21 protein-coding genes are annotated in these 25827 nt (G+C 43.6%); 16 read left to right on the top strand and 5 right to left on the bottom strand.

The annotated features are described in order from the left end of the window. Nucleotides 1-18: 18 nt before the first annotated feature. Entirely contained in the window at nucleotides 19-504 is a 486-nt protein-coding gene (locus GT674_RS11800; protein ID WP_161285883.1) for an HD domain-containing protein, read from the top strand. 64 nt (nucleotides 505-568) lie between these two features. On the opposite strand, the gene GT674_RS11795 is transcribed toward GT674_RS11800, so the two are convergent. Together GT674_RS11795 and GT674_RS11790 are read right to left on the bottom strand one after the other, a co-directional pair. Then, nucleotides 569-2245, bottom strand: coding sequence for a glycoside hydrolase family 13 protein (locus tag GT674_RS11795; RefSeq protein WP_161285882.1), 1677 nt, complete (start codon nucleotides 2243-2245; stop codon nucleotides 569-571). A 32-nt stretch (nucleotides 2246-2277) separates the two neighbouring features. Beyond that, nucleotides 2278-3243, bottom strand: a complete 966-nt coding sequence (locus GT674_RS11790; protein WP_161285881.1) for a helix-turn-helix domain-containing protein — start codon at nucleotides 3241-3243, stop codon at nucleotides 2278-2280. Between the two features lie 319 nt (nucleotides 3244-3562). On the opposite strand from GT674_RS11790, the gene GT674_RS11785 reads away from it, so the two are divergent. The 3 genes from GT674_RS11785 to GT674_RS11775 all read left to right on the top strand — a co-directional run bounded on the left by GT674_RS11785 (nucleotide 3563) and on the right by GT674_RS11775 (nucleotide 8508). Continuing rightward, nucleotides 3563-4489 (top strand): dipeptidase, encoded by a 927-nt coding sequence (locus tag GT674_RS11785; protein ID WP_161285880.1) that lies wholly within the window; start codon nucleotides 3563-3565, stop codon nucleotides 4487-4489. A gap of 201 nt (nucleotides 4490-4690) precedes the next feature. Next, nucleotides 4691-5530, top strand: coding sequence for a substrate-binding periplasmic protein (locus GT674_RS11780; RefSeq protein ID WP_161285879.1), 840 nt, complete (start codon nucleotides 4691-4693; stop codon nucleotides 5528-5530). Then, nucleotides 5527-8508, top strand: coding sequence for a response regulator (locus GT674_RS11775; RefSeq protein ID WP_161285878.1), 2982 nt, complete (start codon nucleotides 5527-5529; stop codon nucleotides 8506-8508). Before GT674_RS11780 ends, GT674_RS11775 begins: the two co-directional genes overlap by 4 nt. Nucleotides 8509-8567: 59 nt before the next feature. On the opposite strand, the gene GT674_RS11770 is transcribed toward GT674_RS11775, so the two are convergent. After that, entirely contained in the window at nucleotides 8568-8720 is a 153-nt protein-coding gene (locus GT674_RS11770) for a hypothetical protein (protein ID WP_161285877.1), read from the bottom strand. 194 nt (nucleotides 8721-8914) lie between these two features. Here GT674_RS11770 and GT674_RS11765 point away from each other — a divergent pair, with 194 nt between their 5' ends. Together GT674_RS11765 and GT674_RS11760 are read left to right on the top strand one after the other, a co-directional pair. Beyond that, nucleotides 8915-10081, top strand: a complete 1167-nt coding sequence (locus GT674_RS11765) for a PucR family transcriptional regulator (protein ID WP_161285876.1) — start codon at nucleotides 8915-8917, stop codon at nucleotides 10079-10081. 117 nt (nucleotides 10082-10198) lie between these two features. Continuing rightward, entirely contained in the window at nucleotides 10199-11596 is a 1398-nt protein-coding gene (locus GT674_RS11760; RefSeq protein ID WP_161285875.1) for a sodium-dependent transporter, read from the top strand. A gap of 105 nt (nucleotides 11597-11701) precedes the next feature. On the opposite strand, the gene GT674_RS11755 is transcribed toward GT674_RS11760, so the two are convergent. After that, nucleotides 11702-12721, bottom strand: coding sequence for a M42 family metallopeptidase (locus tag GT674_RS11755; protein WP_161285874.1), 1020 nt, complete (start codon nucleotides 12719-12721; stop codon nucleotides 11702-11704). Nucleotides 12722-13082: 361 nt separating this feature from the next. Between GT674_RS11755 and GT674_RS11750 the strand changes: the two genes are divergently transcribed. From GT674_RS11750 to GT674_RS11710, 9 genes are all read left to right on the top strand, one after another. Beyond that, a complete protein-coding gene (locus tag GT674_RS11750; protein ID WP_161285873.1) occupies nucleotides 13083-14024 on the top strand; it encodes an ABC transporter permease in 942 nt (313 codons plus the stop codon). A 6-nt stretch (nucleotides 14025-14030) separates the two neighbouring features. Beyond that, nucleotides 14031-15383: an ABC transporter permease gene (locus tag GT674_RS11745; RefSeq protein ID WP_161285872.1), complete on the top strand. Its 1353-nt coding sequence runs from the start codon at nucleotides 14031-14033 to the stop codon at nucleotides 15381-15383. Nucleotides 15384-15399: 16 nt separating this feature from the next. Beyond that, complete coding sequence (locus GT674_RS11740) at nucleotides 15400-16455, top strand: ABC transporter ATP-binding protein (RefSeq protein ID WP_161285871.1); 1056 nt, start codon at nucleotides 15400-15402, stop codon at nucleotides 16453-16455. Beyond that, nucleotides 16448-17485 carry an ABC transporter ATP-binding protein gene (locus GT674_RS11735; RefSeq protein WP_161285870.1) on the top strand — a complete coding sequence of 346 codons (1038 nt, stop codon included), beginning with the start codon at nucleotides 16448-16450 and terminating at the stop codon, nucleotides 17483-17485. The genes GT674_RS11740 and GT674_RS11735 overlap by 8 nt, the downstream gene beginning before the upstream one ends. A 76-nt stretch (nucleotides 17486-17561) precedes the next feature. Next, nucleotides 17562-19271, top strand: coding sequence for a peptide ABC transporter substrate-binding protein (locus GT674_RS11730; RefSeq protein WP_161285869.1), 1710 nt, complete (start codon nucleotides 17562-17564; stop codon nucleotides 19269-19271). 73 nt (nucleotides 19272-19344) lie between these two features. After that, entirely contained in the window at nucleotides 19345-20556 is a 1212-nt protein-coding gene (gene pepT, locus GT674_RS11725) for a peptidase T (RefSeq protein ID WP_161285868.1), read from the top strand. 137 nt (nucleotides 20557-20693) lie between these two features. Beyond that, a complete protein-coding gene (locus GT674_RS11720) occupies nucleotides 20694-21383 on the top strand; it encodes a GntR family transcriptional regulator (protein ID WP_161285867.1) in 690 nt (229 codons plus the stop codon). 36 nt (nucleotides 21384-21419) lie between these two features. Continuing rightward, a complete protein-coding gene (locus GT674_RS11715; protein WP_161285866.1) occupies nucleotides 21420-21902 on the top strand; it encodes a DNA-deoxyinosine glycosylase in 483 nt (160 codons plus the stop codon). Nucleotides 21903-22024: 122 nt separating this feature from the next. After that, nucleotides 22025-23386 carry an MATE family efflux transporter gene (locus GT674_RS11710; protein WP_161285865.1) on the top strand — a complete coding sequence of 454 codons (1362 nt, stop codon included), beginning with the start codon at nucleotides 22025-22027 and terminating at the stop codon, nucleotides 23384-23386. Nucleotides 23387-23423: 37 nt separating this feature from the next. On the opposite strand, the gene GT674_RS11705 is transcribed toward GT674_RS11710, so the two are convergent. After that, a complete protein-coding gene (locus GT674_RS11705) occupies nucleotides 23424-24380 on the bottom strand; it encodes a restriction endonuclease (protein WP_161285864.1) in 957 nt (318 codons plus the stop codon). Nucleotides 24381-24602: 222 nt separating this feature from the next. Here GT674_RS11705 and GT674_RS11700 point away from each other — a divergent pair, with 222 nt between their 5' ends. Then, nucleotides 24603-25676, top strand: a complete 1074-nt coding sequence (locus GT674_RS11700; RefSeq protein WP_161285863.1) for an NAD(P)H-dependent flavin oxidoreductase — start codon at nucleotides 24603-24605, stop codon at nucleotides 25674-25676. Nucleotides 25677-25827: the final 151 nt, after the last annotated feature.

Below are 25827 nucleotides of genomic sequence, written 5' to 3'. Positions count from 1 at the left end.
AGTGGAGGAAGACATGAGATGATAAATAAATTACACCTGGCAATGATTGAACTATATAGAGGAGATGCAAAGAGAATTCAACATTTCTGTAAAGTGCATAGTTATGCAAAGTTAATTGCCGAAACGGAGAATGTAGACAAGAAAAGTTTATTTATTATTGAGGCTGCTGCCTTGACACATGATATTGGAATCCATTTCTGTGAAGAAAAATATGGAAATTGTAATGGCAGACTACAAGAGCAGGAAGGTCCTGCAATAGCAGAAAGACTACTCAAAAAATTAGGATTTGATCAGGAGGTATCTGACCGGGTTCAGTATTTGATCGCACATCATCATACATATAATGATATTGATGCAATGGATTATCAAATATTGGTAGAGGCAGATTTTCTGGTAAATATCATGGAGGATAGTCTGACGAAAGAAGCTGCTTTAAAAGCTTATCATAATATTTTCAAAACAGCGTGTGGAAAAACAATTTGTAGAGAAATGTTCGATATTTGACAGAATAAGTTAAAATACAGAGCAGAACCGGATGAATGAAGGTTCTGCTCTGTGTCTTTTCTGTTTATGAAAATACTTCCAGAATGACTGCCTGATAGCCTTCCAGCATAATTTCATTTCCTTCTGTCTTAAGCTGCGGCAGATTATTCAGCACGATATGTTTGATCTTGGACGGAAGTGTCAGAGTCTGTGGCTGTGTTTTGTAGTTACCGATCACGAGCAGTGTCTGATCTGCGGACTTTCGGTAGTATGCCATGACGCGGTCCTGATCTTCAAATACAGGAAGCAGATCACCATATACGACAGTTTCGGCATAAGCCGGATCCTTGCGTAGTGCAAGCAGGCGGCGGTAGTACTGATAAACGGAGTCTGGATCATCTTTCTGGCTTTCCAGGTTGATCTTTGTGTAATTGCGGTTTACCTTCAGCCATGGAGTGCCGGACGTAAAGCCTGCGTTTGCAGAAGCATCCCACTGGAACGGAGTACGTGCATTGTCACGGCTGACACGGTTTACTGCCTTCAGGGCGGCGGCTGGTGTCAGACCGGCATTCAAGGCTACCTGGTACTCGTCGAGTGTTGAAATATCATCTACTTCGTCAATCGACTGGAATTCTACATTTTCCATACCGATTTCCTGTCCCTGATAGATAAACGGAAGACCACGGAGCATGATGTTCATTGTGGCAAGAAGCTTTTTGGCGGTGGAGGTACATTCGCCCTCCGGGATATAACGGGAAACACCGCGCGGTTCATCGTGGTTTTCGATAATATTAGAGAGCATACCGATGTTGCCGATCTTTTTCTGGCTGGCAAAGCAACAGCTGCGGTAGTCATTCGGGGTGATCAGAGTCTGGTCGTACCAGCCCTTTTCGCTGCCGCCGAAGATGGTTTCGTTGAAATCAAACATCGTTGAGAAGTATCCGTTGTCACCGATGAAATCCGGAAGTTCCTCCGGTTTCTCATTGAAGACTTCGCCGGCAGTAAAGGCACCGTGCGGAAGGAAAGTGCGGTCACGCATTTCTCCCAGGAATTCGCCGACACCGACTGCATGCTTGAGCATCTCGGCTGGGCTGCACATACCATCTGCACGGTCTGCCGGGTAATCCTGCCATGGAAGCGCCTTTTTGATGTTGATGATCGCATCGATACGGAAGCCGGCAAGTCCTTTATCGAGCCACCAGTTGATCATCTTGTAGATTTCATCGCGCAGTTTTGAATTTTCCCAGTTCAGATCCGGCTGTTTTTTGTGGAACATATGCAGGTAATATTTGTCCGGATGGCCCGGGAGCGGCTCCCAGACACTGCCGCCGAAGTAGGAACGCCAGTTGCACGGCAGTTTTCCATCAGGACAGTCTTCAATATAAAAATACTTTCCGTACTCGCCATCCGGATCTTCGCAGGCTTTTTTGAACCATTCGTGCTCATCAGAGCAGTGATTGACAACGAGGTCCATCAGGATGTACATATCACGTTTTTTGGCCTCCGCGATCAGACGGTCCATATCGTCCATTGTGCCGAAGCGTGGGTCGATGTTGTAATAATCCGAAATATCATAGCCCTGATCTGCGAGCGGAGAGCAGTAGATCGGAGAGAGCCAGATAATGTCGATGCCGAGGTCTTTGAGGTAATCGAGTTTGCTGATAATGCCCGGAAGATCGCCGATGCCGTCTCCATTGGAATCGCAGAAGCTTTTTGGGTAGATCTGATAGGCTGTTTTTTTGTGCCACCATTTTTTTTGCATAGTAAAATTCCTTTCATTAGTTATAAAAATAGTTATAAAGAGTGTTTGTTATCGGGAAAAGTTTCCGTCATACTTTGCCTTCGGAACTGCAGCGGTGTAAACTGGGTCGCTTTTTTGAATTCCTTCATAAAATGTCCGAGATTATTGAACCCGCTTTCCAGACAGACCTCCGTGACGGGCAGTTCGGTCGTGCACAGCAGCGTTGCCGCATGCCGGATGCGAAAGTCATTGATATAGGAAATGGGTGTTTTGCCGAGGGCTTTTTTGAAAAAACGGCAGAAGTACTGCTCATTCATTCCGGCAAGTGCAGCCAGCTCTCCAAGAGAAAGCGGACGCTGGTAGTTTTGGCGGATATAACTGATCACGGTCTTGAGAAGCTCTACGCGAGGGTTGTGTACCGGATCGTTCAGGGTAAGCAGATCATACTCGGCAAGAATTCCGAGAATACTCAAAAGTGCTGCCTTGATCCGCAGCTGTGAAATGGGACTTTCGATTGTAAACTGATCCAGACAGCTCCGGTTTTCGCGGGAAAAGATTGAGCGGATCCGGAAAAATTCCTGCTGTACTTCCGAAAAGGCCGGGTGATCAGATCCAAGAAAAGATGGAAAGGAAAGTTTATGTTCCGATAATGGAAGCAGAAACTGTTCCTGTGCCGGATCCGGAGCGGCGAATGTGAGCAGATCGGGAGAAAAGACGACAGCCTGTTCCTGATACTGTTCAGAATCGGAGGTAAGTGCATGCAGTTCTCCGCTGTTGATAAAACAAAAGCATGGGCTTTTGAGATGAGTCAGCGTCATATTGATATCAACCTGATAAGAGTCCTGCTCAAGATAGATGATCTCGACCGGTTCGTGCCAGTGATGTTTGACCGTAAATGGAAATCCGGGCGGATTGGTTTCAGGCACTGCCTGGTAAAATGCACATGGAAAACTGAAGCTTCCATGCTGCCTTGCTTCTTTTAAGGAAGAAGGAAACTGGCCTTTTTTTTCCTCTGCCATCGTTTTTTCTCCTGTATGGTTGTTGTCATTTGAGTCAGAAAAGTGCCTGTTAATAACACTATTCTGACTTATAAAAGCACTTTTCAGCTGGTTTTAAGAAAAACTGCCGAAATTATTCCGCTTTGTTATCTTCTACTATAACTGTGACGGAAGAAAAAATCTACTGCTAATATGACAAAAAATTACGGTATTTTGACTTATTGATCAGACTGGAAAGACAGAGATCCAATCTGGACAAACTGTATATGAGAATGATAAGATGAATGTAAAAAAAGGTTCACGAAAATACCTCAGATAGAAGAAAGGAACGGCGGATAAAATGAATTATTTTGACTGTCATGCAGATACACTGACTGAAATTGTAAAACCAGGAGACTGTCTGGAGGAAAACTCCGGTGATCTGGATCTGAAAAGAGCAGGCGATTTTGTAGAAAATTACACGCAGATTTTTGCTGTCTGGAAAGATGCGAAGAAACTGGACAGAGAAGATCCTGACCAGGATTTCCTGAGATTATATCATCGAGCTATGGCATATCTCGAAGATGAAAACCGTAAGATCACCTTGTGTCTGAATGGAGCAGAAATGGAGAAAGCGCACAGACAGGGAAAAGCAGCCGCATTTTTATCTATTGAAGATATGTCTGTCATGGGAAAATATATCGAAACAGTTTATGAGATGGGATTTCGATTTGCAATGCCTGCCTGGAATTACGAAAATAAATATGCATGTGGCGCAGCCTTTGATCAGAGAAAGGGGCTGACATCTAAGGGAAAAGAAACAATAAAAGCTTTGACAGATCAGGGAATCGTGATAGATATTTCGCATCTGTCGGATCAGGGAGTTGAAGATCTGTTTGAGATAACAGACAGACCGATCATGGCCTCTCATTCGGATGTAAGAGAAGTATGGAACATGCCTCGTAATATTCAGAAGAGTCATCTTGCGGAACTGATCCGCAGGAGGGGAATTATAGGAATGAATTTCTGTGCTGCGTTTGTAGGTGAGAAACCACAGATATCAGATCTTTTGAAACATATAGATGCTGTACTGGAAATGGGCGGGGAGGACTGCCTTGCCATTGGAGGTGATTTTGACGGCTGTAACGGACATTTTCCGGCGGGAATAAATGGAGTACAGTCTATTCCACTCTTAAGAGAGGAAGTTATGAAACATGGTTTTTCAGAAGAGCTGACAGAGAAAATCTTTTACGGAAATGCACATCGTTTTGTGATGGAAAATCTATAAAATATGATGTTCTATGAATACAGGGGCTTTTGGTTTGAGACTTTAAACTTTTATGTGACAAAAGGAAGTGCCTGTGATATTATAACAATGATATAAGCGAAAATGATTTTTGCAGAAATGAAAGTACCAGGGGAACAGTTCGAATATATATTGGCTGTTCTTTTTTGGCGTTACGTTAAACAAATAAAAAAGGAACTGGATATGAGAAAAAATCGAAAGAATAACTCCCGTACCCGGGGAAAAAGAATTTGCATTACTGCATTTCTTCTGGCTGGCAGTCTTATGCTGGGAGGATGTGGAGGAAAGAAAGAGAAAGCTGCGGACAGTGAACTGCCGGAGATTGTCATCGGAATGGATTATTTTGAACCTTACAGCTATCAGACGAGTGACGGCGAATACAAAGGTATCGATGTGGAACTTGCCCAGGAAGCATTTCAGAGGCTGGGTTATCAGCCGAAGTTTGAGAATATTGTCTGGGAAGACAAGGATGAACTTTTGGCAGACAGGACAATAGACTGTCTGTGGAGCAGTTATTCCATGAATGGAAGAGAAGATAAATATCAGTGGGCAGGTCCGTACCTGTACAGTCGTCAGATGGTGGCCGTAAGAGCCGAGAGTGAAATCAAGAAGGTTCAGGATCTGAAAGGGAAGAGAGTCGCAGTTCAGGCAACTACAAAGGCAGAGGATCTTTTTCTTCATAATATTGATTCAGATCTTCCACAGATGGAGCAGGTAAACTGTTTTTCTACAACGAATGAACTTTATGCCGCACTCAGGAAAAATTATGTGGATGCGATTGCAGGACATGAGGCGATGCTTAATAGTCTGGTACAGGACGGTGAGGGCGCTTATCGTATGCTGGAGGAAAGTATTTATACATCAGAACTTGGAATAGCCTTTAAAAAAGGAACTCATAAGGAATTAGCAGAAGAGCTTACAGAAACGCTCAAGGAGATGCAGGGTGAGGGTATTACAGAAAAAATAGTTATAAAATATGGACTGGATGCGGACAAGATTCTGCCGGGAGGAGAAAATAAATGAACAGACAGATGAGGACGCAGATGCCGCAGACACAGAAAAGAGGGAAAAACACAGGGAAGAAAAAGCAGTTTGACAGAAATGCCTGTTTACTGGTGACTGTACAGATTTTTGTCGGAATCCTGATTTTTCTGCTGCTGACTGCGAGTGATAATAAAAAGCTGAATAATACGCTGGATGAGACATTTGACTTTGCAAAAAACCGGATTGAAAGATATGAGATCTATAATACGAACGACCAGGTGAAGAGTCTGGTACGTCTTATGGATAAGATAACAGAATTGAGCCGGGTTCTGGCGCGGGAGGGAAATCTCAGTGCAGAAATGCTGGATGAATATGCCAGGGAACAGCGTCTGACAGGAATCCTTGTGCTAGATCAGAGCCTGAATGTAGAGGAACAGACGCAGGATGGAGACAGCATGCCGCTGTGGCAGAAACTGATCGAAAGTAATTATGTACGTGATATTATAGACCATCCGGAAAAGACTTATACGACCCGTCTGAGAAACGAAGGAAAGCTCTACGATTTTGCGGCGGTGGCAAGACAGGATGAGACAGGCATCCTGATTTCCTATATGCAGAAAGAGGAAGTAAATGAGCTTAACGGAGATTTGACGATGGCATCGCTATTTTCGGATTTTCCCTTTAAGATGAATGGAAGTATTGTGATCTGTGATGAGGATAAGATTGTCAGTACAAATAAACAGGATCTGGCCGCTCACTCGATAGAAGACTCAAAGTCCCTGTATGAAAATGAATTTAAGGCAGGTGTGAAGGGAATTGTCCGTCTTCATTCAAAGAACGGAAACTGGTATGGACGTCAGGAAAAGATCAAAGATTATGATGCATATATCTTTTTTCCGGAAGTTCAGGTGTACATCACACGAAATATTGTATGTGTAATCTATGTGCTGCTTGCACTGCTTCTTTTTTCTCTTTATCGAGTGAGCAGAAGCAGAACAGAAAAAAGAAGTATCCTTCAGGATCAGAAGAGACTTCGAGTGATCAATGCACTGGGTCATGCATATTCCTCTATTTCTCTTGTGAATTTAAAAACAGAGGAAATAGAAGTTGTAAAATCTTCAAACTATATGAAGCCGGATCAGAAGGGTGACAGGATTTCGAAAGCACATCAGGAAGAACTGATACAGCAGGTTATTGCAGAGCCATTTCAGAAGGCGTATCGGGAATTTGCCGATATGAGTACGGTGGCGAAGCGACTGAAAGAACGTATGACATTGAGTCTTACAGCACGGACAGTGGATGAAAGATGGATGACGATGATCATTGTGCCGCAGGAATATGATAAGGATAAGAACCTGTGTGCAGTCCTGGTTGCGAATCGTGATGTGACAGAAGAAAAAGAACGTGAGATGGAACAGGATAAGAATCTGAGAAATGCACTTGCGGCTGCGGAGCATGCGAACAAGGCGAAGACAGCCTTTCTGAATAATATGTCTCATGATATCCGCACGCCGATGAATGCGATCATTGGATTCACTGCACTTGCGACAGCACATATCGACAGCACGGAGCTTGTTCTGGATTATCTGAAAAAGATCCATACGTCCGGACAACATCTGTTAAGCCTGATCAATGATGTACTGGATATGAGTAGAATTGAGAGTGGTTCCGTCCGGATTGAATATACAACGGTACATCTGCCGGACATTCTGCACGATCTGAGAACAATCATTCAGGGATATGTGTATTCCAAGCAGCAGGATCTTTATATTGATACACAGGATGTACTCCATGAAGATATCGTTACCGATAAGCTGCGTCTGACGCAGGTGCTTCTGAATATTATCAGTAATGCTGTGAAGTTTACACCGGTTGGTGGTATGGTTAATATTCGTGTCTCGGAGAAACCATGCAGAAGAGAAGGATATACAACGGTGATCTTCAGTGTGAAGGATAATGGAATCGGAATGTCACCGGAGTTTCGGGAGCAGGTGTTTGATTCATTTTCAAGAGAACATACAGTTACGGAGAATGGAATCGGAGGAACCGGTCTTGGGATGGCGATCACCAAAAATATCGTGGATATGATGGGCGGTACGATCCAGGTTGAAAGTGAAGTAGGAAAAGGAACAGAATTTACAGTCAGGCTTGAATGCGAAACAGCAGGAGTGACAGTGAAACGGGGAGCTATTCCGGAACTTAAGGGAGCACGGGCTCTTGTGGTGGACGATGATGCGGAAACCTGCATGAGTGTAAGCCGGATGCTGCGTGAGATTGAGATGACAGCAGACTGGACTACTTCAGGAAAAGAAGCGGTGCTTCGTGCCAAGGAAGCTTATGAACAGAATCAGGAATTTAAGGTTTATATCATTGACTGGCTGATGCCGGACATGAATGGAATTGAGACAGTCCGCAGGATCCGTATGGTGGTTGGACCTGAGAATCCAATTATCATCCTGACGGCTTATGACTGGTCAGATGTTGAACAGGAGGCAAAGGAAGCGGGTGTAACTGCATTTGTGTCGAAACCTCTGTTTCTTTCAGAACTGCGGGAAGTTCTGATGAATCCGGAGCAGAGAGCACTTCTTAAGAATGAGAATCAGAAGCTTCAGGCAGAAAGCCAGAGAAATTATGAAGGAAAGAAAGTTCTTCTTGTAGAGGACAATGAACTGAATCGTGAGATCGCGACGGCGATCATGCAGGAAATTGGTCTGAGTGTGGATATTGCAGAGGATGGTACGGATGCTGTAAACATCATGTCATCAGCAGAAGGCAGAAAATATGACCTGATCTTTATGGATATTCAGATGCCGAAGATGGATGGCTATACTGCAACCCGAGAGATACGTACGCTTACGGATCTGAAATGTGCAAATATACCGATCATCGCGATGACTGCGAATGCTTTTGAAGAAGATCGTAAAAAGGCGATCAAGGCAGGTATGAACGGTCATATTGCAAAACCGATCAATGCAGATGTGATCCTGGAAAATCTGGATCAGATTTTTGGCAGATAAAAAAGAAAAGGACATCCTGAGTCTAAGGATGTCCTTTTTACTAAAAGGGAGCGTATATATTATCTGTGAAACAGACGTCTGATAAATGCAAGAAGACTGAAATGTTCAGAGTGCATATAATCGTTTATAAAATTGTCACAATACATATACCGTTCCGTTGTAATCCATTCCGGAAGAGTATCCGGTGAATTTGTATAAGTTGCGAATCTCATAATCACGCCTCCTTTAATGAATCCTTATAAGTATTTCTTAAGTTACTTATATTGTAGCACAAAATTAAATAAAAACTATAGGGGATAATTCTAAAAATCAGGGGTTAAATATGTGCTTCCAGCACAATAAGATGATATAATAAGAGAAGAAGAGACAAAAAGGTAAATCAGATGGAAGACAGAGGTGAGGGGATATGAGTTTTACAATAGAAGATATGATACTGACGGCAGAAGAGAGATATGAAATGAAGTTTCTTGCAGGAAAAAATGGCTGGGCAAATTCAATCAGCTGGGTGCATCTTCTGGAAGATACCACGATCATACAGAACTTTTGGGGAAAGGAACTCGCAGTGACAACAGGGCTTGGCTTTCCACAAAAAGAAGACTGGATGAATCTTGCAAGACTGTTGAATAAATATCATGCCTCCGGACTGATCATTAATGTGGGACAGTATATTTATGAGGTACCAGAAGAACTGAAGGTATACTGTGACGAAAATGATCTTCCGCTTCTGACTGTGCCATGGGAAGTACATTTGTCAGATATGATAAAAGATTTCAGTATTCATGTGTTTTTGCAGGATCATACCGATGAGCAGATTGCCTCGGCTCTGATTGCGGCAATTGAGACACCCGAAAACCAGAAGGCATACAGAAAAGAACTGTTGCAGCATTTTGATGTGGATGGAAGTTTTCAGGTATTTTTGCTCACCTGCGAAGGACTGGATTCTATGGATACGGTAGAGAGAAGGAAGCTGTCTTATCGAATACAGGTATATCTTGAGGATATTTCGCACAATGCCAGTTTCTTTTATTATAATTCGGATTTTGTGCTGGTAGCCAATGCACTTTCGGAAGAGTATTTGTGTAATCTTGTAGAAAAAGCCTTAAAAAGAGGAAAAAGGCGTATGCCGGGATTGGAATTGTGTGTCGGGATCGGGAGCAGATGTATAGATATTTCACAGCTCTCTGTAAGTTATCAGAGGGCAAAAGCGGCAACACAAATGGCTGTGACACACAAAAAACAGGTGGTAAAGTTTGATGACTGCGGATTGTTCCGCCTGCTTTACAGGGTAGAAGACAAGAAGATTCTGGAAGAAATAGAAAGAGAATGTCTTGAAGCACTGGAAGAATATGATCGCAGATACCACGCGGATTACGTGGAAACGCTAAAATCCTATCTGAAACATAATGGAAGTATCCAGGCAGTGGCTGCAGAATTGTATACTCATCGTAACACAGTGTTATACCGAATTGGCAATATCAGAAAAATTCTGGGAAATGAACTGAAGACACCGGAAGAGAGACTGCCCTATCAGATTGCTTTCTATATCCGAAGTATGCACGGCTCAAAGGAGTAAAATTTCGTGAAAAGAAAATTTTACCGTTTACACATCTTCTTATTTGGCTTAATATAGAAATATTAGGCTGAAGAGATTCAGCCTTTATCAAACTTTATTTGAAGAGGGGAAATTGAAATGAAAGAAAAAGGAAGCAGCTTTTCCGGCTCCATAGGATTTGTCCTGGCAGCAGCCGGAAGTGCCGTAGGCGTTGGGAATATCTGGAGATTCCCGTATCTCTGTGCAAAAGACGGAGGTGGTCTGTTTCTTCTGGTTTATCTGGTGCTGGTACTTACTTTTGGTTTTGTACTTCTGACAACAGATGTTGCAATCGGACGAAAAACAAAGAAAAATGCATTGAGAGCTTTTGAAGCACTTAATCCAAAGTGGAAATTTTTGGGACATTTGACATTTCTGGTTCCGGCACTGATCATGACATACTATTCTGTCATCGGTGGATGGATCGCAAAGTACTTTTTTATTTATGTTGTGTCTGATGGAAAGGAAGCGGCAGCAGATGGATATTTTACATCGTTTATCACATCGGATATTGCACCGATCGTATTTATGCTGATCTTTCTGGCACTGACCGCCTGGATCGTATTTCGTGGTGTGGAAAAGGGAATTGAAAAGTTTTCCAGAATTATCATGCCGGGGCTGATCCTTCTGATTCTGGTTATTGCTGTTTTTTCACTGACCCTGTCTCATACGGATGCAGATGGTACTGTTCGTACCGGTCTTCAGGGACTGGCTGTTTATATCAGACCGGATTTTAGCGGTCTGACAGTAAAGCGTTTCCTTGAGATTCTTCTGGATGCGATGAGCCAGCTGTTCTTTTCTTTAAGTGTATCGATGGGAATTATGATCACCTATGGTTCTTATGTAAAGAATGAAGTGAATTTGAATAAGGCGACAAATCAGATTGAAATTTTTGATACCGGAGTTGCATTTCTTGCAGGAATGATGATCATCCCGGCTGTCTTTGTGTTCCTTGGAAACGATGGAATGGCTTCCGGGCCAAGCCTGATCTTTATCTCTTTGCCAAAGGTATTTGAAGTCATGGGAATCTTCGGCCGTCCGGTGGCAATCCTGTTTTTCCTGATGATGGGATTTGCGGCTCTGACCTCCTGTGTATCGGTTATGGAAACTCTGGTTGCAAACTGCATGGAGCTTTCTCATAAACCACGTAAAAAAATGTGCGGCGTGGTCGGAGTATATTCTCTTATTACGGCAGTGCTGATCTGCTTTGGGTATAATAAACTGTATTTCGAACTGAAACTTCCAAATGGTTCTGTCGGACAGCTCCTGGATGTTATGGATTATATCAGCAACAGTTTTCTGATGCCATTTATCTCACTTTTGACCAGTATCCTGATCGGCTGGGTGATCGGACCCGACTGGATCATAGGAGAGGTGGAGCGAAACGGGGAACATTTCAGGCGGGCCGGTTTGTATCGATTTATGATCCGCTATGTAGTGCCGATCGTCATGTTGATTCTGTTCCTGGTATCTGCCGGATTTGCCGACTGGATATAATAATTGGATAAGTTTTCTGAGAAGATAATGACTCTTATCTGCTCAGATAAAAACAGCCGAATACTTCTGATTCTGTAAACATGATCAAAAGTATCCGGCTGTTTGTTATTTCGTAATATAGGTCTTTAACAGTTCAAAGGTGCAGCGAACTCCATTTACATGGGAACGCTCATAGTTGTGGGAAGCATAGACACCGGGTCCGATCAGGCCGTGACGGATATCGTAGCCGGCACGTAAAGAAGCTTCTACATCGGATCCATAATGTGGATAAATGTCAATGGCATAATCCAGCTTCTGCTCTCTGGCAATATTAGAAAGTGTGGTTACCAGATCATAATTATAAGGACCGCCGGAATCTTTGGCACAGATAGATACCATCCGTTCTGTACAGCCAAGATCGGCACCGACACAGCCCATATCTACGGAAAGCATTTCTTCGGTATCCGAAGGTATGAAACATCCGCCGTGTCCCACTTCCTCATAGACTGTAAACAACAAAGAAACTTTACGGTTCAGTTTCCAGTTTTCATCCCGGATAGCCCTGGCAAGGCCGAGAAGGATAGCAGCAGAGAGCTTGTCATCCAGAAAACGGCTTTTGATGTATCCACTTTTGGTAATAACTGTGCGGGGATCCATGGCGATGATGTCTCCGGTCTGAATGCCGAGGGCCAGAACATCTTCTTTGGAGGATACATTTTCATCCAGCAGAATTTCCATGTTCTCTTCCAGAGTTTCAACTTTTTGATCTGCAACATGGGCAGATGGTTCGGTGTTTAACACCACGCCGGTGTAAACTCTGCCGTCCCGGGTATGGATAGTGCAGTTTTCTCCGTCAGCGGTAGACCACTGATGACCACCGAGGGTTGTAGGACGAAGGCGTCCATTTTCCTTGATGGAACGAACCATAGCACCTAAAGTATCAACGTGAGCAGCCAGTACCAGAGGCGAGCCGCTTCCTCCCAGAGTGACAGATACATTTCCTTTATTGGAAAGTTCTGGGGTATATCCAAGGGAAGTCAGTTCTGCCAAAAGGTAATCGGCTGCTTTTTTGGTAAAGCCGGTCGGGCTTGGAACAGCAGTCAGTGCGTATAATTGTTCTGTGATAAAGTCCATATAAGAACTCATGTGTCGGTTCCTCCTGATTTGTAATAAAAAGTACAGCCCCATCAGAGGGCTGTTGTCGGATAAAGCTTGTCTGCCGAAATAAAAATCTGTCATGCGGCCGAAAAGCTTCGCATATCATTGTAACTATCGGAATAAAAAAGTCAATCAGATTTTGCAGATTTTGGAAAAATCATAGTTTCACGGACATTTCACATTATAATGTCCGTGAACAAAATACAAGTGTGTGAAAAATAAAAACAAATTCCCTGATTTAGCTTGACACTAATGTGGTAAAGTAGGTATAATATTGTCATATTGTCGACAATTTACAATCGACAGAATAGATAAAAAAGAGAGAAGATAGAGAGGAAAGGTGTAAAATATGACAAAATACACAGTACGAAGAGTCTGTATGGCATTTGTTACATTGCTGCTTGTTGCCAGTATTACGTTCTTTCTGATGAATGCTATTCCGGGTAATCCCTGGTTATCAGAAAAGACACCATCTGAGGCAACTATCCAGGCACTGAATGCAAAATACGGACTGGACCAGCCTAAGTATATCCAGTTGGGCAAATATCTGAAGAATCTGGCACAGGGAGATTTTGGAACCTCCATTAAGATGCAGAAGAACCGTCCGGTTCTGAGCATCATCAAGGAAATGTTCCCTGTTTCTGCAAAAGTCGGCAGTATTGCTCTTTTATGGGCAGTGCTCGTAGGTGTTCCCCTTGGATGTCTTGCAGCCTTCAAGAGAGGAACCTGGGTGGACAGCTTTTTGCGAGTGCTGTGTACCATCGGTATTTCAATGCCGGGATTTGTTGTAGCTACACTGTTGCTGCATACGTTCTGTGGAGGTATTGAAGGTCTGAAAGTTTTTCCGGCACTGTTTGACGGAACACCGGCAAGTTACGTACTGCCGTGTGCAGCTCTTGGATTTTATCCTATGTGCTATCTTTCCAGACAGACCAGGACATCCATGCTGGATGCCATCAATCAGGAATATATCAAGACAGCCAGAGCAAAAGGTCTGAAAAACAATAAGATTATCTTCAAACATGCTCTGCGTAATGCGCTGATTCCGGTTATCACTTATCTCGGACCCCAGATCGCATTTACACTTTGCGGTGGTCTTGTAGTAGAAACTGTATTTTCAATTCCGGGACTGGGAAGATATTTTGTACAGGCTATCCAGAACCGTGACTATCCGCTGATCATGGGAACAACGATTTTCCTGGCAGCATTTATTATCGTGATGAACCTGATCGTAGACCTGTGCTACAAACTGGTGGATCCGCGAATTAATCTGGTAAAGGGAGGAAACTAAAAGGTTATGTCTGATAAGAAAAGATTTCATAAACCGGGTTCTCTTCAGCCAAATATTGAGGACATCCTCCAGTGGAATGACCTGCCGGCAGATGCTTTTGAACCGGCAACATCTGAAGAGAAAGAGAATTTTATTCAGGACCGCAGAAGTGTGTCCTATTGGAAAGATGCATGGAGACGTCTTCGCAAAAACACAGTAGCGATGGTGGCACTGGTTATTATTATCCTGCTGGCAATCTTCGCATTTGTAGGACCGGCTGTTGTTCCGTATACATACAAACAGCAGATCCGTGGCTCAGAAGCTTTACATCCATGGCACTACAGCCTGGAAGATCAGGAAAAGATCAATGCTTACATGGAAGAGCACAGTGGTGCCGGTAAGCTGTCCCCTGATGAAGCAGTAGAACAGGCACGTAAAGAAGCAGAAGCCAAGGGTACCACTTTAAGCCGTGTGGATGAAGCCAAGATCCGTGCCAAAGCAAACGTATCCCAGCAGCAAGCAAGTGACAATGAAGAAAAAGTCACAGAGGCAGATGCTGTCAAAGCACTGGGTATCAAACACAGTATGTTTGGTTACTCCAATAAAGAACTTCAGAAAAAAGCTGAAGGTGAAAAAGTATTCCCGCATGTATTTGGTACTGACGATCAGGGACGTGATATCATGGTCCGTGTAATGGTCGGAGCCAGAGTATCTATTATCGTAGGTGTCTGTGCAGCGCTTCTGGTACTGATTATTGGTGCACTGTATGGTTCTATTTCCGGTTACTGTGGCGGCATGGTCGATACTGTGATGCAGCGTATCGTTGAGATCATTTACTCTATTCCGGAGATGCTGATCATCCTTCTGTTATCTGCAACTCTGAAACCGGCACTGGAACAGTTCCAGAATTCAGGGGATGGTATTTTACAGAGTCTGGTAACTCTGCTTGGACCAAACCTGATCTCAATGTTTATTGCTTTTGGTCTTCTGTACTGGGTAACTATGAGCCGTATCATCCGTGGACAAATCCTGCAGTTAAAACAGCAGGAATATGTAACAGCAGCCAGAGCACTTGGTGCCAAGGGTGGACGTATCATCACAAAGCATCTGCTTCCGAACTGTATCGGACAGATCGTTACGACTACTTTCCTGCAGATCCCTTCAGCAATCTTCCTGGAATCCTTCTTATCTTTCCTGGGTGTTGGTGTATCAGCTCCGCTTACCAGTCTTGGATCCATGTGTTCCGAAGCACTGAGCGGACTCACAACTTATCCATACCGACTGTTCATTCCGGCAGTGATCTTAAGTGTTATGATCCTGTCTCTGAACCTGTTTGGTGATGGCCTTCGTGATGCATTAGATCCTAAGCTGAAAAAATAAGAAAGGGAGAAACATAATGGAACAGAATAAAAAAACTGACAAGCTTTTGGAAGTCAGAGATCTCCAGGTTTCTTTCTTCACTCCGGCAGGAGAAGTAAAAGCAGTAAATGGAATCAGTTATGATTTGAATTATAATGAAGTAATGGGTGTTGTTGGTGAGTCCGGATCCGGAAAAAGTGTGGAAGCTTATTCCATCATCGGTCTCTTACAGAATCCAGGTAAAGTAATTGGCGGCTCCATTACTTTTGAAGGCCAGGACGTACTGGCCAAGACTCCGGCAGAGATGGTCAACTTCCGAGGAAGTGAAGTGGCAATGATCTTCCAGAACCCGATGACCTGTCTGAACCCGGTATATACGATTGGGAACCAGCTGGTTGAGGCATTAAAAGCTCATGACAAGAACATCAGCAAAGAAGATGCTCAGAAACGTGCCATGGCAATGCTTGAGGAAGTAGGTATCAACAACGTTGAAAAACGTATGAAACAGTACCCGCATGAACTCTCAGGCGGTATGCGTCAGCGTGTTATGATCGCAATGGGTCTGATCTGTCATCCGAAGCTTCTGATCGCAGATGAGCCGACAACGGCACTTGATGTAACGATCCAGGCACAGATTCTTGAACTGATGAAAAAACTCCAGAAGACAAATCAGATGGGTATTATTTTCATCACACATAACCTCGGCGTTGTGGCAGAAATCTGTGACAAAGTATCTGTTATGTATGCAGGTAAGATGGTAGAGCAGGGACCGGTTGATGATATTTTCTATGCGCCGGGTCATCCTTATACCAGAGGTCTTCTTCGCTCCATGCCGCGAGTAGACGCAGACAGCTATGAACGTCTGATCCCGATCGAGGGAACTCCGGTAGATATGCTGAATCCTCCGGAAGGATGTCCTTTTGCACCGCGTTGTGAAAGTGCCATGAAGATTTGTCTGCAGAAGATGCCGCCATATGTAGAACTGGGCGAAAACCACAGAGCTGCATGCTGGCTGTGTGTGCAGGATCAGATAAAGGCACAGAAAGCAGCAGACAAAAATACAGAAAAAACGGAGGCAGGCAGCCATGAGTGAGAAAAATGATACTCTTGTTCGGGTTGAACACCTGAAAAAATATTTCCCGGTCAAAGGCATTAAGGGACCTGGAGTACAGGCTGTAGAGGATATCTCCATTGAGATCAAGAGAGGAGAGACTCTTGGACTGGTAGGGGAATCCGGTTGTGGAAAAACAACCTTCGGCCGTACAGTATTACAGTTATATAATCCTACTTCCGGAAAGATCATTTATGACGGAGAAACAATTTTTGAGGGACAGGATCCCTGGAAACGAGATGAGAATGGAATCCTTCATCCGGTAAAAGTCCCGAAGGCAAAACAGGTGAACATGCTTCCTTACCGTCGTAAGATGCAGATCATTTTCCAGGATCCATCTGCAAGTCTTGACCCGCGTATGACGGTCGGAGAGATTATTGGCGAGGCACTTGATATTCACAAGTTATATGCCAGCAAGAAGGACAGAACAGACCGTATCAAGGAACTGCTTGGACATGTAGGTCTGAATACAGAGCATGCAAACCGTTATCCTCATGAATTCTCCGGTGGACAGCAGCAGCGTGTCGGTATCGCACGTGCACTTGCAGTAAATCCGGAATTTATCGTGTGTGACGAACCAATCTCCGCGCTGGATGTTTCTATCCAGTCTCAGGTTGTAAATATGCTGGAGGATATGCAGCATGAGATGGGACTTACCTATCTGTTTATTGCTCATGACCTTTCGGTTGTAAGACATATTTCTCATCGTATCGGTGTTATGTATCTGGGTACAATGGTTGAGCTTGCAGAAAGCTATGAGCTGAACCGCAATCCTCTGCATCCATACACCAAGACACTGCTTTCTGCTGTTCCGGTACCGGATCCTGAGGTAAGCAGAAGCAGACAGCGAATCGTACTGGAAGGAGATATTCCGTCTCCTATGAATCCGCCAAGCGGCTGTAGATTCCATACACGTTGTCCTTATGCTACTGAGAAATGTAAACAGGTCGTACCGACATTCAAGGAATATGACAAGGGTCACTGGGTGGCATGTCATCTGCTTGAAAAGTAAAGGTATTGCATGTTATTAATTCAAGATATACAGGACTCCCTGTTTATCAATAAAAAGAGAAAAGGAGAGAGGATATATGAAGAAGAGAGTCTTATCTATCCTGTTAGCTGCAACATTTACCGTATCTATGTTTGCTGGTGCAACAATGGTAAGTGCAGCTGAGAACGAAGCAACAGAGGAAACTGCAAGTACTGGTGATTTTAATATCACAGTAAACCTGGCTTCTGAGCCTCAGACAATGGATCCGACACTTAATACTACCAGTGATGGCAGTAACATGGCTAACCATCTGTTTGAAGGTCTGATGAAATGGGAAGACAGTGGTGTAGAAGTAAATGGCAGTGACGGTACTGCTAACAGTGCACAGCTGGCTCCAGGACAGGCAGAAAGCTACGAAAAAACAGAGAATGAAGACGGAACTGTAACTTATACCTTCAAACTTCGTGATGGAATCAAATGGTCTGACGGTAAAGATGTAACAGCAGGTGATTTTGAATATGCATGGAAACGTCTTGTAGATCCTGCAACAGCAGCTGATTACAGCTACATGCTGGATTGTGTTGTTAATGCCAACGAGATCATCGCCGGTGAAAAAGATGCATCTGAACTGGCTGTTAAAGCAGTTGATGACAAAACATTCGAAGTAACTCTCGTAAATGATCTGCCATATTTTGAAGAACTGTGTGCTTTTCCGGCTATGATGCCAGTACGTCAGGATGTTATCGAAGAAGCTGGAGATAACTGGACATTTGATGTTTCAACATACATCTCCAATGGAGCCTACAAAATGAAAGAGTGGACTCATAACTCTCAGATCGTGGTAGAAAAGAACGAAAACTACTATGATTATGAGAAACTCGGACCGGAAACAATCACATTCAAGCTGATGGATAACCAGAACGCTATGCTTTCCGGATTCAATTCCGGTGAGCTTGATTTCATCGAGGATGTTCCGCAGGCAGAGATCGCTAACCTGATCGCTTCCGGTGATATGAAGATCGTAGACTATATCGGAACATATTATGTATGCTTCCAGACTCAGAAAGCACCATTCGATGACCCGAGAGTTCGTAAAGCATTCTCTCTGGCAATCGATCGTACTTATATCGTAAACCAGGTTACACAGTCCGGACAGGTTGAAGCTGGCGGATTTGTACCGGCTGGTGTTTACGATGCCGAGGGAGCAACCGGAGATGACTTCCGTACAGTTGGTGGAGATTACTACAAACCTACAGATGCTGACTATGAAGCGAACTGTGAAGAGGCGAGAGCACTTCTTGCTGAGGCAGGATATGAAAACGGAGAAGGCTTCCCGGTTGTAGAATATCTCTATAACACAAGTGATGCTCACAAAGCTGTAGCAGAAGCTCTTCAGTACATGTGGGAAGAAGAACTTGGCGTAAAGGTTACTCTGAATAACCAGGAATGGGCAGCATTCCTTCAGACACGTAAGGATGGAGATTACTCTATCGCACGTAACGGCTGGATTGCTGACTACAATGACCCGATTTCCTTCCTTGATATGTGGATGACTGGCGGCGGAAACAACGACGCTCAGTATTCAAATGAAGAATATGATTCTCTTATCAAAGAAGCAAAAACTACAACAGATGTCAAAGAACGTATGGAACTGCTTCATAAAGCTGAGGATAAGATCATCGGCGAAGACAACGCTTTAGCTCCGCTGTACTTCTATACTCAGAAATACATGCTTGCAGATGGTATCGAAGGAATGTATTATTGCCCACTTGGATATTTCTTCTTCGGATATACCCACCAGGCATAAGATTATTTTATAAAGATACGGCCCGGATATAGTGTCCGGGCTGTTTTTCTCGAAAAACTAAGGAGATTGTGATATGAAAGCCTATGAACGCTTTTTGAAATATGTAACTGTCTGGACTTCAAGTGATGAAGACAGTACAACGGTTCCAACTACCAAAAGACAGCTGGATCTGGGAAATCTTCTCGTTGAGGAGATGAATGAACTCGGTCTTTCCGATGTTAAAATTGATGAATATGGTTATGTTTATGGATATCTTCCGGCTACGGAAGGAATGGAAGAGGTACCGGCTCTTGCTCTGATCGCCCACATGGATACTGCTCCGGATTATAGTGGATGTGGCGTAAAGCCACAGATCATCCCGGATTATAACGGAGAAGATGTAGCACTGGGAACCTCCGGGAAAGTACTTTCTGTCAGAGATTTTCCAAGATTAAAAACATATAAGGGAAGAACACTGATCACAACAGATGGAACTACACTTCTGGGTGCAGATGACAAAGCAGGAATTGCAGAAATTCTTACAGCTGCAGAAGAACTGATGAGAGACAAGATCCCTCATGGAAAAATCTGCATCGCCTTCACACCGGATGAAGAGGTAGGCGGAGGGGCAGACTATCTGAAGATTCCTGAATTCGGGGCAGTTTACGGTTATACGCTGGATGGAAGCCATGAAGGAGAAATCCAGTTTGAAAACTTCAATGCAGCCGGCGCAGAAGTGGTAGTACATGGCGTAAATGTTCATCCGGGAAGCGCCAAGGATATTATGAAAAATGCCCAGACCATTGCCATGGAGTTCCATGGAATGCTGCCAAAAGATGCATGTCCGGAAAAAACAGAGGGATATGAGGGATTTTATCATCTGACAGATTTTAATGGAAATGTAGAACAGGCAGTGATGAAATACATTATCCGTGATTTTGATTCAACATTATTCGAGGAAAAACAGGAGAAAATGCGTCAGGCAGTAGCCCAGATCAATACCATTTACGGAGACGGGACAGCAGAGGTAAAACTTGAAGAATCTTACCGTAATATGAGAGAAAAGATCGAACCATGTATGCAGCTGATTGACTATGCGAAAGAAGCCTGCAAAGAGGCAGGGGTAGAGCCGGATATCGCTCCGATCCGTGGCGGTACAGATGGTGCCCGTCTGAGCTTCAGAGGACTGCCGTGTCCGAATCTCGGTACCGGCGGAGATGGCTTCCATGGTCCGTTTGAACATATTACGGTGGAAGGAATGGATCAGTCCGTAGAAATCATCAAAAACATTATCAAAAAAATGTGATGCTTTTGTGATAACACTTTACAGTGAAAAAAATTTAGATATAATATTTTATGGTAAAGTGATAAAGTAACAGATAACTGAAGATGCACTGTCAGTCCATGCAGGTGCATTACAGCTATGATATAGCAGGGAGACATATGAGCGAATTATTGTACAAAACATTAAGAGAGAGTGTAGTGAATGCTATCCGGGCCAAAATCATGAATCATCAGATCCGTCCGGGTGAGCGGATTGTGGAACTGGAACTGGCACAGGAATTTCATACAAGCAGAGGTCCGATCCGTGAAGCACTGCGTCAGCTGGAGATTGAGGGGATTGTAGAATATACCAGAAATGTGGGATGCTCCGTGTGTAATTTTTCCGTTAAGGATTCTTATGAAGTGTATCTTCTTCGTACCAATTATGAAATAGTCAGCATACGTCTGCTGAATGGAAAGGTGCCTGAAGATACGATCAGGAATATGGAAAACATTCTGGAACATATGAAAAATATTCCTGTAAATGAATTTGACCGTGTGTTTGAATATGACAACCAGTTTCATGAACAACTGGTATTGATGTCAAAACTTCCGCGGCTTGAGAAGGCATGGAAAGAACTGTATTACAGCAATCTGCTGGCAGGATACAATTTACTGGCAGAAAAAGAAAAAATACTGGAACGACAGTATGATAATCATATTGCCATCCTGGAGGCATGCAAAGAGGGAGACTGTAACAAGATCTGCCAGGAAGTCAAAAAGCATTACTGGACAACCATTTTCCGTATGCTGCAGGATCAGAAACTTGAAGAATCTGATCTGAAGAAGAGTTGGATGATGGCAATATAAACTGAAGCTGTGGAATTTGAGAAGGAGATACAGTGTATGGAACATACAATAAATCCTGTGTATGATGAGAACTCCAGAATACTGATCCTTGGAAGTTTTCCGTCGGTAAAGTCCAGGGAGCAGAAATTTTTTTACGGGCATAAGCAGAATAGGTTCTGGAAAGTGGTTTCAGGGATTCTTGGCTGTAAAGTGCCTCAGACAATTGAGGAGAAAAAGGAGATGCTTCTGAAACATCACATCGCAGTGTGGGATGTAATACAGAGCTGTGAGATTGAAGGCTCTTCAGATGCAAGTATCCGGGACGTAATACCAAATGATCTGTCGGAGATTCTGAGAACAGCAGATATTCAGGCAATTTATACAAATGGCGGCAAGGCATATGAACTGTATCAGAAGTATATTTATCCTGTAAACGGGATCGAAGCACATAAGCTTCCATCGACCAGCCCGGCCAATGCAGGTTATTCTCTGGAGAGGCTGAAAGAGGCCTGGAAACAGATTGGTGAATATATTCACTGAAGCCGATTTCACAGATAAAAATTAGGCAGAATTGTATTCCAAAATAATCAAAAAATGGGTTTACGAAAGCATAAAATGAGTATATAATATGCAAACGATGAAAAAAACGGGAGTGTATAAAAATGAAATCAGCACAAAATGATATGACTGCCGGAAACCCAATGAAGATTATCTGTGGTTTCACGCTGCCGATTTTTATAGGGAATGTATTTCAGCAGTTTTACAACATGGCAGACGCCGTGATCGTTGGTAAATTTGTAGGAAACAAAGCACTCGCTGCGGTAGGAAGCACGGGTACGATCATGTTTCTGATCTATGGTTTTGTTGTGGGAATGACGGCAGGATTCACGGTGCTTACAGCACAGAAATTCGGAGCCGGTGATATGAAGGGGATGCGTAAGACTGTGGCAGGAGCAGGAATTCTTTCGCTTCTGGTCGGAGCACTTCTGACAGTACTTTTTATGGCATTTATGAAGCCTCTTCTGATCCTTATGAATACACCAGAGGATATTTTTGCGGATGCATATGCATATATCATGATCGTCAGCGGTGGTATCCTGGCACAGATGCTTTATAATCTTTTGTCCAGCATCTTAAGAGCGCTTGGAAACAGTAAACTGCCGCTTCTGTTTCTTGTGATCAGTGCTCTTTTGAACATTGTTCTGGATCTGGTATTCATTGTCGGATTTGGAATGGGAGCAAAGGGAGCTGCGGTTGCAACTGTGATCGCACAGGGAGTTTCCGGAATTCTCTGTTTGTTTTATATTATTGCAAAGATTCCGATCCTTCATCTGAAGCGTGAAGATCTCGATGTAGGAAGTACCATTTACCAGAATCAGCTGCGTATAGGTCTGCCGATGGCACTTCAGTATTCGATCACAGCAATTGGAACTATGATGGTACAGTCTTCCCTGAATATTCTTGGTTCTACTCTGGTTGCCGCTTATACGGCAGCTGGCAAGATCGAGCAGGTTGTAACACAGGCATATGTGGCGATGGGAACAACAATGGCAACTTACGCTGCCCAGAACATGGGAGCAGGTTCTGTGAAGCGTATTCGTGAAGGATTTAAGGCGTGTACGATCATTGGCGTGATATATTCCTTTGTGGCAGCTGCTTTTATCATGACAGTTGGTAAATATATGACTTATCTCTTTGTTTCAGAGGATGTAGAGATCATCATGAGTTCGGTTGATATCTATCTGAAATGCATCGGAATTTTCTTTATTCCGCTTGCAGTAGTCAATATTTACAGAAATGGTATTCAGGGACTTGGATATGGACTTCTTCCGATGATGGCGGGTGTCGCAGAATTGATCGGACGAGGCGTTGTCGCGGTGATCGCCGGGGCAAAGAGAAGCTATACGGGTGTCTGTATGGCAGGTCCGGCAGCCTGGGTACTTGCGGGAGGTCTTCTGATCGCCATGTACTATTTTATTATGAACGTAAACATGAAAAAGATGTTCGGAACAAATGGAAAATAAAAAACCAGGACAGTCTGTTAATGGCTGTCCTGGTTTTTTATTTTCCTTTTTTTTCGATTCTGTGCAGATAAAAATGAGAATCGTCAACTTTTTGCAGGCGGTAGTGATCCTTCATAGAACGATTCATTTCTTTTTCCAAGGCATAAAGCTCCTGCGTGGAAAAATGATCGGCATAAAAAAGAAACTTATATTCCAGTTCATTTTTCTCGGAGCTTACAAAGCGGATTTTTGTGTGAAGTCCGCAGGAAAGTACTTTGAGGTAAGCCTTTCCAATAGCATCTGCAGCTTTTTTACTGCGGCTGTCAGAGCCGTCCCCGGTGTCTGCAGATGCACGATGCAGGTGAAGAAAAATACTGTGTCCGAACATGAGAAGTGCCGGAAGAAGAAACACAGGAAGAAAAACAGCCGGAAGAATTTTTCCGGTTCCCGAAAATAACAGCAGAAAGAATAAAATAAGGTGCAAAACTCCAGAGAGCAGATTCGGGAAAAAAAATTGCCATCCGAAGATTCCCAGAAGGGATGCAGTGATCATAAGAAAAATATCGGAATAGTTTAAAAAAGTAGGTTTCGGGTATTCAAAAATCAACATGGAAATACCGGCAGAAATACCTGCGAGCAGAAAAAGAAGCAGGAACACACAGGATACTTTTCGGAAAAAATCTGTTTGAACAGTTGGGTTGCAGTAATCCCACAGTTCAACCTCCAGTTTGTCAGCCAGTTCTCTGGCAGCCTTCGTAAAGGTATGATTTGTCATGACAGCAGCACGGTTACAGTCATAAAAACGAGCACCGCTGTAAGCCTCCTGGACGGCCTTGTTGCCAACGGGAGCAGAATAATATTTGCATTGGATGCCATATTTCAGACCGGATTTATACGCGATAATATCAATTCCCTGGTCACCGCTTGGCGGAGTGACCGTTATCTTGTGATAGCCTTTGGTCTTAAGAAAGGCAGCACAGCGTTTTTCAAATTCAAATCCATCCTGATAGTTCATTAGAAAATCCTCTTTGGAAGTATTCTGCGTACAGAGCAGTCACGACTATTTTATAAAAAAGCTCCGGTAAAGTCCAGATATTTTGTAAAAAGGATAATGTAGTAATAAAAACCATGTAAACTAGAAAAAGATTCAACAATACATTGACATAGCGAGATAGAAAGAGTATACTATCAAATAGTTTGATAATCAAAGTAATTGATGGACCGGAGGAAGGATACAATGGAAAATAAAAGCAGATTAAAAGCACTTCATATTGGAGAAAAAACAGCACAGATCCCAATCATTCAGGGTGGCATGGGTGTCGGAATCAGCAGAAGCAGTCTTGCCGGGGCGGTAGCACGGGAAGGTGGTATCGGCATAATCTCAACAGCGCAGATTGGCTATGATGAAGAGGGATTTGCCAATGATCAGGCAGGATGCAACCGGGCTGCAATTGCAAAGCACATCAGACGTGCAAAAGAGATTGCAGGCGGCAGAGGTATTGTCGGTGTCAATATCATGGTGGCCTTGAAGCATTATGAAGAACATGTCAGGGAGTCGGTGAAAGCCGGAGCAGATGTGATCATCAGCGGAGCGGGACTCCCGATGGAGCTTCCAAAGATGGTGAGTGAGGAGTCCGGGACAAAGATTGCACCGATCGTCTCTTCCAGACGTGCGGCGAATCTGATCCTTAAGATGTGGGCACACAGATATGGAAGGACCGCAGATTTTATTGTTATTGAAGGACCGCAGGCAGGAGGCCATCTGGGATTTTCCAGAGAACAGCTGTCCAGGCTGGATACACTGGATTTTGATGAAGAAATCCGACAGATCATCGAATGTAAGAAAGAATATGAAGAAAAATTTTCCAGAAAGATCCCGGTGATCGTTGCAGGGGGGATTTTTGACAGAGCAGATATCGATCATGCACTGGAACTTGGCGCGGATGGTGTACAGATCGCAAGCAGATTTGTGGCGACCAAAGAGTGTGATGCCTCGGACGCTTACAAGAAAGCATATCTTGATGCAGAGGAAGCAGATATTCAGATCGTACAGAGTCCGGTAGGAATGCCGGGAAGGGCACTTAGAAATACCTTTATCCGTAATCTGGAGACAGCGAGGGAACCTGTCCGTAAATGTTACAACTGTCTGGAAAAATGTGACCCGAAAAATGTTCCGTATTGTATTACCAAAGCACTGATCGAAGCGGTAAAAGGAAATCTTGATCAGGGTCTGATCTTCTGTGGTTCAAACGTTGGAAGAATCCATGAGATGACGACAGTTCATGAACTGATGAAGGAACTGGCATACTAAGAAATAACAGAAAACAGGCGGTACTGATTTCATGACAGTCAGATGACTAAAAATGAAAAGCAGGTACCGCCTGTGAGAGCGTTTCAAGTTTTGTGTAAACAGAAAAAACTGATATAAGATATGTCATTAGTTATCGAGGACAGAACCTGTT

Origin of the sequence: Blautia sp. BIOML-A1, assembly GCF_009883055.1 — a bacterium.
Lineage (GTDB): Bacteria > Bacillota > Clostridia > Lachnospirales > Lachnospiraceae > Blautia_A.
This window is presented reverse-complemented; position numbering and strand designations above follow the sequence as displayed.